This is a genomic window from Nonomuraea sp. MG754425, assembly GCF_021699195.1.
In the GTDB taxonomy this organism is placed as follows: Bacteria; Actinomycetota; Actinomycetes; order Streptosporangiales; family Streptosporangiaceae; genus Nonomuraea.
In genome coordinates this window covers 23,768-32,046 of the sequence record NZ_SSXE01000125.1, presented here as the reverse complement: position 1 = coordinate 32,046, position 8,279 = coordinate 23,768, and the positions used below count along the sequence as shown (strand labels likewise).

Here is an 8,279-nt window from a genome sequence, read left to right as displayed (position 1 = left end):
TGTCGGGGTTGGGGGTGGGTACGTTCTGAGCTTCGTTAAATGTGGGGAAATTTCCTAATAAAAACGATTGACCTCCCTCTTGTTCGGTTTGTGAGCTGGTTGCTATGGTCAGGTCAATCGTTTGACCAACGCGCATGAGGGAGACCACCAGGGATGGCAGTCACGATCGACCTGACGGGCCGCACCGCGCTCGTCACGGGCGGCGCGGGAGGTCTCGGGTTCGCCTGCGCCCGCGCGCTGACCGACGCAGGAGCGGACGTCGTGCTCTCCGACCTGGCGGGCCCGCGCCTCGACGCGGCGGCGGCCGAGCTGGGCGGCCGGGCCGAGGCGCGGGCGGCCGACCTCACCGACCGGGCCCAGGCCAGGGCCCTGGTGGACGGGCTCGACCGGATCGACGTGCTGGTGAACTGCGCCGGCGTCATGCGCACCACCCCCCTGCTCGACATCGAGCCGGAGGAGTGGCTGCGGATCGTCGACGTCAACCTGAACGCCACGTTCTGGCTCACCCAGGCCGCCGGCCGCCGCATGGTGGAGCACGGCGGCGGCTCGATCGTGACGCTGGCCTCGGTGGCCGCCCGTTCCGGCCGGCCCAACGCGGCCCACTACTCGGCCACGAAGACGGCGCTGCTGTCGCTGACGAAGTCGGCGGCCGAGGCGCTGGCGCCGGTCCGGGTGAACGCGGTCTGCCCAGGCGTCTTCCTCACCTCCATGTGGGACGAGATCATCAGCGACCGCGACCGCCGCTTCGGCCCCGAGGCGGGCGCCCGCTACCTGGCGGAGGTCGGCGAGCGCTCGCCGCTCAAGCGTCCCGGGCGGCCGGAAGAGGTCGCCTCAGCGGTGTTGTTCCTGGCCAGCGACCTGGCGTCGTTCGTGACCGGCCAGGCTCTGAACGTCGACGGCGGACTGGAGATGAACTGACCTTGAACAGGCAGACGTTCAAGCTGCTGCCCGAGTTGTTCGGCGACGACGGGATGGCGGAGATCTTCTCCGCCGAGCGCACGGTGCTGGCCTGGCTGCGCACCGAGGCGGCGCTCGCGCGGGCCCAGGCCGGGGCGGGCGTGATCGGGGCCGAGGACGCCGCGGCGATCGTGCGGGCCTGCGTGCCCGCCAACATCGACCTGACCCGGCTGTGGTCGGAGGCGGTGAACGTGGGCTACCCGATCCTGCCGCTGGTGCGGATGATCTCGGCGGCGCTGCCCGAGGGGCCGAACGGCCGCGTGCACTACGGCGCGACCACCCAGGACATCATGGACACCGGCCTGGCCCTGCAGCTCGGCGAGGCGCTCGACCGGCTGGCCGCGCTGCTCGGCGCGTTCGGCGACGCGGTGGCCCGGCTGGTGGCCGAGCACGCGGGCACGGTCATCGCCGCCCGTACGCACGCCCAGCAGGCGGTGCCCACGACGTTCGGGGCGAAGATGGCGGTGCTGCTGGCGGAGGTGACGCGGCAGCGCGAGCGGGTGGCCGCCACGGCGCGCCAGGTGCGGGTCGTGTCGCTGTTCGGCGCGGGCGGCACCTCGGCGGCCATGGGCGAGCGCTCGGCCCTCGTCCGCGAGGGCATGGCGCGCGAGCTGGGGCTGCGTACGACAGCGGTCCCGTGGCACGTGGCCAGGGACGGCGTGGCGGAGTTCGGCGTGACGTGCGCGTCGCTGGCGGCGACCGCGGCGCGCTTCGCCCGCGAGGTCGTCGACCTGTCCAGGACGGAGGTCGGCGAGGTGCGCGAGGCGGGCGGCCACCACCGGGGCGCCTCCTCGACGATGCCGCAGAAGGCCAACCCGATCGGCTGCGAGGCCGTGATCGGCATGTCGGGCACGGCGGGCGCGCTCAGCTCGGGCCTGTTCCGCGCGATGGAGGCCGGGCACGAGCGGGCGGCCGGCGAGTGGCAGGTCGAGTGGTACGTCGTGCCGCTGCTGGCCGAGCTGGCCGCGGGCGCGCTGGCCACGGCCGCCGAGGTCACCGCCGGGCTGCGGGTCTACCCGGAGGCGATGCGGGCCAACCTCGACGCCGAGGGCGGCCTGATCATGGCGGAGGCGTACATGATGCGCCTGGCCCCGGCACTGGGCCGGGAGCGGGCGCACGACCTGGTCTACCGGGCGGCGCACGCGGCGCGCGAGGGCGGCCGGGCGCTGGCGGACGCGCTGCTGGAGGTGGCCGGACCCGGCGACCTGGACAGTCTGGGCCCGCTGCCCATCCCGCCCGAGTCCTACATCGGCGACGCCGAGGCCGTCTGCGCCGCGGCGCTGGACGCCTGGAGTGACCCGGCGGGCGGGCCGGCGGCCCGGGAGGAAGCACTGGAGGAGTCGGCATGAGCGAGAGACGGCTGGCGGACCTGCTGGCCATGTGGCGGATCCGCGCGTTCGAGGAGAAGGTGCGTGACCTGCGGGCCGAGGGGCCGATCGTCGGCTCGGTGCACCTGTGCATCGGCCAGGAGGCCGTCCCGGTGGGCGCGTGCGACGTGCTGGAGCCGCAGGACGCGCTGTTCGCCACCTACCGGGGCCACGGGTGGGCGCTGGCCAGGGGCGTTCCGGCGGAGCCGCTGTTCGCCGAGCTGATGGGCCGGGCGAGCGGCGTCAACGGCGGACGGGGCGGCTCGGCGTACTTCACCGCCGCCGAGTACGGCTTCCACGGCGAGAACTCGATCGTCGGCGCGGGCGCGCCGATCGCGTGCGGCGCGGCGCTGGCCGGCCGGCACGACGGGTCGAACCGGGTGGCGGTGAGCGTGTTCGGCGACGGCGCGATGAACCAGGGTGCGGTGCACGAGGCGATGAACTTCGCCGCCGCGTTCTCCCTGCCGGTGGTGTTCGTCTGCGAGAACAACCGGTACTCGGAGCTGACGCCGATCGCCGACATGGTGCGCAGCCCGCGCCTGGCCGACCGCGCCGCCGCGTACGGCATGCCGGGTCACCGGATCGACGGCAACGACGCCGAGGCGGTGCGCTTCCACGTGCGCGACGCGCTGGAGGTGGCCCGCGAGGGCGGCGGCCCGACGCTGCTGAGATGGCGGCCGCCGCCCAGGCGGCGCAGGCCGCGCCGCTCGCCGACCCCGCCACAGCCAGGGAGCACCTGTATGCGTGAGTTGTCCTACGGCGAGGCCGTGAACGCGGCCCTGCACCGCCTGATGGAGGAGCTGCCGGAGACGCTGGTCTACGGCGAGGACGTCGGCGTGCCCGGCGGCGTGTTCGGGGTGACGCGGGGGCTGCGCAGGCAGCACGGCGAGCGGGCCTTCGACACGCCGATCAGCGAGTCGGCCATCCTGGGCAGCGCGGTGGGCGCGGCGATGTTCGGCCGCCGCCCGATCGTGGAGATCATGTGGGCGGACTTCTCGCTGGTCGCGCTCGACCAGATCGTCAACCAGGCGGCCAACGTCCGGTACGTGTCGGGCGGGCGGCTGACGGCGCCGCTGACGATCCGCACCCAGCAGGGCAACGCGCCGGGCGCGTGCGCGCAGCACTCGCAGTGCCTGGAGGCGCTGTTCCTGCACGTGCCGGGGCTGCGGGTGTGCATGCCGAGCACGCCGCAGGACGCCCACGACCTGCTGGTGACCGCCGTGCACTGCGACGACCCGGTGCTGGTGATCGAGAACCGCACGCTGTACTTCGGCCCCAAGGAGCCGGTCGAGACCGGCGGCCCGGTGCGGCCGATGGGCGGGGCGCGCACCCGCCGGGCGGGCTCCGACGTCACGATCGTCACGTGGGGCGCGATGACGCACCGCGTGCTGGAGGCGGCGGAGACGCTGGCCGGCGACGGGATCGAGGCCGAGGTGCTGGAGACGCCGTGGCTCAACCCGTTCGACACCGAGGCGGTGCTCGCGAGCGTGCGCCGCACGGGGCGGCTGGCGGTCGTCCACGAGGCGAACGTCACGGGCGGCTTCGGCGCCGAGGTGGTCGCCCGGGTCGCGGGGGCGGGGGCGCCCCTGCTCGCGCCGCCGATCCGGATCGGCACGCCGGACGTGCGGATGCCGGCCGCGCCGGTGCTGGCCCAGGCTCTGGTGCCGGACGCCGCGCGCATCACGGGGGATGTACGGGCCCTGGTCAAGGGCTGACCGCTAATCGCTCCGCGAGCGGAGCACGAAGTCAAACGATTGACTCCGGCAGGAGAACCATGAAGAAGGCATTCCTCGTCGCCGCCGCGCTGATCATGAGCGCGACGGCCTGTGGCGGATCGACCGGCGCCTCCGGCGACGGCAATGACGGTAACGACGGCAAGAAGGAGTACACGATCGGTGTCTCCAACCTGGGCCTGAGCTTCCCCTTCCCGGCCGCCATCGGCAAGGGCATCAAGGAGGAGGCCGCCCGGCTCGGCGTCAGGATCGTCGAGCTGGACGCGCAGGGCAAGGCCGACAAGCAGAGCAACGACATCCAGGACCTCATCGCCCAGCAGCCCGACGGCGTGCTCATCCTGCCGGTCGACTCCGGGGTGGCGCAGGGCCTGGCCGACCGGCTCAAAGCCTCGCAGGTCCCGACCGTGGCCGTCGCCTCGCAGGTCGGCGACCCCAAGACACGCCAGCTCAAGGACGTCTACCCGGGCCTGGTGGCGCTGGTCACCCAGGACGAGTACGCGGCGGGCGGCAAGGCCGGCGAGATCGCCGCCGGCGTCGTCCCGGGCGGCGGCAAGCTGGCCGTCGTGGAGGGCCAGGCGGGCTTCGCCGAGGTGGTCCAGCGCTTCCAGGAGTTCCCGGGGGCGGCGGCGGCCAAGGGCGCGACGTACGAGGTCGTGGCCCGCCAGCCCGGCGACTGGGTGCAGGACAAGGCCCAGTCGGCCTGCCAGAACATGCTCTCGTCCAACCCCGACACGCACCTGTTCTACGCCGAGTCCGACGACATGGCGGTGGGCTGCGCCAAGGCGGTCACGGCGGCCGGCTCCAAGGCCCGGATCGTCGGCGTCGGCGGCAGCAAGCTCGGCATCGACGCGGTCAAGGCGGGCACCATCGCCGGCACCGTCTGCTACAAGCCCGAGGACCTCGGCAAGCTCGCCCTCACCACGCTGTACCAGCACCTGACCGGCGAGAAGAAGCAGGACGCGGCGTTCGTCACGTACGACACCCCGGCGATCACCAAGGACAACCTCGCCGATTGCACGCCGCAATGGTGAGCGGCGCCCCCCTGCTGTCCCTGACGGGCGTCGGCAAGGAGTTCCCCAACGGCACGGTCGCGCTCAAGGACGCCCGCCTGACCGTGCAGGCCGGCAGCGTGCACGGCCTGGTCGGGGCGAACGGCGCGGGCAAGTCGACGATGATCAAGGTCATCGCCGGCGCGCACGCGCCGACCTCGGGCGTCGTGCGGTGGAAGGGCGAGGAGGTCGTCTGGCGCACTCCCGGCGCCGCCAGGAAGGCGGGCGTGGCCACGATCATGCAGCACGTGCCGCTCGCGCCCACGCTCACCGTGCTGGAGAACGTCTTCCTCGGCGCGTCCGGCCCGTGGCGGATGCCCCGTTCCCGGCGCGCGGAGTTCGCCCGGCTGCTGGAGCGGGTCGGCTACGCCATCGACCCCGACGCGGAGGTGGCCGGCCTGGCCATCGGCGAGCGGCAGATGGTGGCGATCCTGCAGGCCCTGGCCACCGGCGCGGAGCTGGTCGTGATGGACGAGCCGACCGCCTCACTCGCGGAGGGCGAGCGGCAGGTCGTCTTCGACGTCGTACGCAGGCTGTCCGCGCAGGGCACGGCGTTCCTGTACGTCTCGCACTTCCTGGACGAGGTGCTCTCGCTGACCGACCACGTCACCGTGCTGCGGGACGGCACGGTCGTGGAGGAGGGCGGCACCTCCGGCTACGACGAGGACCGCCTGGTCCAGGTGATCGTCGGCCGGGAGCTGCTGGAGGTGGAGCGGCGCAGCGCCGAACCGGTTCCGGCCGACGCCCCGGTGCTGCTCAAGGTGTCCGGGCTCGGCTCGCCGTCGGGCGTGCGGGAGGTGTCGTTCGAGGCCAGGGCGGGCGAGGTGATCGGGCTGGCCGGGCTGCTCGGCTCGGGCCGTTCGGAGATCCTGCACGCCGTCTACGGCGCCGACCCGCGCGCCACCGGCGAGGTGCTGGTCGAGGGCCGCCCGGTCGGCCGCGGCCCGCGCGCCGCCGTGGCCGCGGGCATGGCGCTCGTGCCGGAGGACCGCGGCGCGCAGGGCCTGGTGGGCACGTTCCCGATCTGGAAGAACGTCTCGCTGCCGCACCTGCCGTCGCTGTCGGCGCGCCGGTCGCTGCCGCGCGAGCCCGCCGAGCGGGAGCGCGCCGAGCGGGCCATCGCCGACCTCGGCATCGTCTGCCCCGGCCCGGACGCGCTGCCGGGCGAGCTGTCCGGCGGGAACGCGCAGAAGGTCGTGTTCGGCAAGTGGCTGTACGGCGGCGCCCGCGTCTTCATGCTCGACGAGCCCACCGCCGGGGTGGACGTCGGAGCCAAGGCCGACATCCTCGAACTCGTCCGCCGCTTCGCCGCGGACGGCGGCACGGTGCTCGTGGTGAGCAGCGAGTTCGAGGAGATCCTCGCGGTGGCGACCCGGGTGCTGGTCGTCCGCGAGGGCCGCGTCGTCGCGGAACGGGCGGCGCACGAGACATCCGAGGAGGAGTTGCTGATGCTGGCGAACGGATTCGGCGAGGGAGGTGCGCAGCACCATGCCGCCTGAGAAAGCGACGGCCCCGGCCCCGTCGGGAGCGCGCTCGCGCCTGGCCGCCGCCCTGCGCCCGGGCAACGCGGGCGTGGTCTACGCCCTGCTGCTGATCGTCGCCGTGCTGACGCTGCTGAGCGCGCAGCTCGGCCGCCCGCCGTACCTGTCGGCGACGAACGTCATCAACATCCTCGACCAGTCGTCGCTCATCGCGATCCTCGCCGTGTTCACCACGGTGGTCCTGATCAGCGGGAACTTCGACCTGTCGGTGGCCTCCGTGGCGGCCTTCTCGGCGGCCACCGTGCTCAGCCTGGTGGCGCCGCTGGGCCTGCCGCTCGCGATGGCGATCGCGCTGGGCGCCGGGCTGGTGTGCGGCGCGGTCAACGGGCTGATCGTGCAACTCGTCGGCATCAACGCGTTCATCGTCACCCTGGGCACGATGACGGCCGTGCGCGGGCTGGTGCTGATCCTGACCGACGGGCGGACGATCACCGCCGAGGACCCGGCCGCGCAGAGCTCGCTCATCGCCCTGCAGGCCGGCTACTGGACGGTCCCGCACGTCCTGGCCGTCCTGGGGGTGGCGGCGGTCGCGGCGGGCGTGCTCGTGCTGCTGCGCCGCTCCCGCCGCGCCGGGATCGCGATCGTGGTCGCGGGGCTGGTCGCCGTCGCGCTCAGCCCGGTGCTCGGGTTCGAGCTGCGGCTGAGCAAGCCCACCTACTACCTCATCGTGATCGCCGGCCTCACCTGGGCGGTGCTGCGCTACACGGTGATCGGCCGCCGCCTGTACGCGGTCGGCGCGAACGCCGAGGCGGCCCGCCTGTCCGGCATCAACGTCAGCCGCTACAAGATCGGCGCGTTCGTGCTGAACGGGCTCGGCTCCGGCTTCGTCGGCATCCTGTTCGCCGCCAAGCTGCTGGCCATCAACCCGACGGGCCTGCAGGGCACCGAGCTGACCGTGCTGGCCGCGGCCATCCTCGGCGGCACCTCGCTGTTCGGCGGGCTGGGCAGCGTGCTGAAGTCGGTGGTGGGGGCGCTCATCCTGTTCACTCTGGACAACGGCTTCAACGTGCTGAACCTCGGCGCGAACTACCAGGGCGTCATCGTCGGCACGGTCGTCGTCGTGGCCGCCGCCATCTACACCGTCGCCGGCCGTCAACGGCAGGTCAAACGGGTGAGGGAATCGACGAAACCGCAGGCACCGGTCAGACAGGAGGCGCTGAGATGAGAGGCGTCTGGCATTTCTCGTTCACCGTCGCCGACCTCGACAGGTCCGTGGCCTTCTACCGCGACCTGCTCGGCTTCACCCTGGTGCACCGCCAGGAGCAGGACAACGACTACACCCGCCGGCTGGTCGGCTACCCCGACGCCGTGCTGCGCGTGGCCCAGCTCGCCGTGCCCGGCCAGCCGCGCGGCGTCTCCTCCCACGACCTGGAGCTGGTCGAGTACGTCCGGCCGCGCGGCGCGGGCCGGGATCCGTCGCGGCACCTGCCCGGCGCGGCCCACCTCGCGCTCACGGTCGAGGACGCCCGCGCCGAGCACGCCCGGCTGGCGGCGGCCGGGGTGCGCTTCGTCAACCCGCCGCAGGAGATCACCGCGGGCGTGAACAAGGGCGGCTACGCCTGCTACTTCGTCGATCCCGACGAGATCACGCTGGAACTCGTCCAGCCTCCTGCTACCTTGTGACGCTCAATC

General features: G+C 73.2%; 7 protein-coding genes. All 7 read left to right on the top strand.

The window, feature by feature from the left end; all coding sequences use genetic code 11:
* Nucleotides 1-153 precede the first annotated feature (153 nt).
* From FAF44_RS34920 to FAF44_RS34890, 7 genes are read left to right on the top strand one after another with little or no spacing between them, the layout of a single operon-like run.
* Nucleotides 154-918, top strand: a complete 765-nt coding sequence (locus FAF44_RS34920) for an SDR family NAD(P)-dependent oxidoreductase (RefSeq protein ID WP_237107612.1) — start codon at nt 154-156, stop codon at nt 916-918.
* Between the two features lie 2 nt (nt 919-920).
* Entirely contained in the window at nt 921-2,306 is a 1,386-nt protein-coding gene (locus tag FAF44_RS34915; protein ID WP_237107611.1) for an adenylosuccinate lyase family protein, read from the top strand.
* A complete protein-coding gene (locus tag FAF44_RS34910) occupies nt 2,303-4,039 on the top strand; it encodes a thiamine pyrophosphate-dependent enzyme (RefSeq protein WP_237107610.1) in 1,737 nt (578 codons plus the stop codon). The genes FAF44_RS34915 and FAF44_RS34910 overlap by 4 nt, the downstream gene beginning before the upstream one ends.
* A 59-nt stretch (nt 4,040-4,098) precedes the next feature.
* Nucleotides 4,099-5,088, top strand: coding sequence for a sugar ABC transporter substrate-binding protein (locus FAF44_RS34905; protein WP_237107609.1), 990 nt, complete (start codon nt 4,099-4,101; stop codon nt 5,086-5,088).
* Nucleotides 5,070-6,605: a sugar ABC transporter ATP-binding protein gene (locus FAF44_RS34900; RefSeq protein ID WP_237107608.1), complete on the top strand. Its 1,536-nt coding sequence runs from the start codon at nt 5,070-5,072 to the stop codon at nt 6,603-6,605. The genes FAF44_RS34905 and FAF44_RS34900 overlap by 19 nt, the downstream gene beginning before the upstream one ends.
* The gene (locus FAF44_RS34895; protein ID WP_237107607.1) at nt 6,595-7,812 is read left to right on the top strand and encodes an ABC transporter permease; all 1,218 of its coding nucleotides are present in this window, start codon (nt 6,595-6,597) and stop codon (nt 7,810-7,812) included. The genes FAF44_RS34900 and FAF44_RS34895 overlap by 11 nt, the downstream gene beginning before the upstream one ends.
* Nucleotides 7,809-8,270 (top strand): VOC family protein, encoded by a 462-nt coding sequence (locus tag FAF44_RS34890; protein ID WP_237107606.1) that lies wholly within the window; start codon nt 7,809-7,811, stop codon nt 8,268-8,270. Before FAF44_RS34895 ends, FAF44_RS34890 begins: the two co-directional genes overlap by 4 nt.
* The last annotated feature ends 9 nt before the right edge of the window (nt 8,271-8,279 follow it).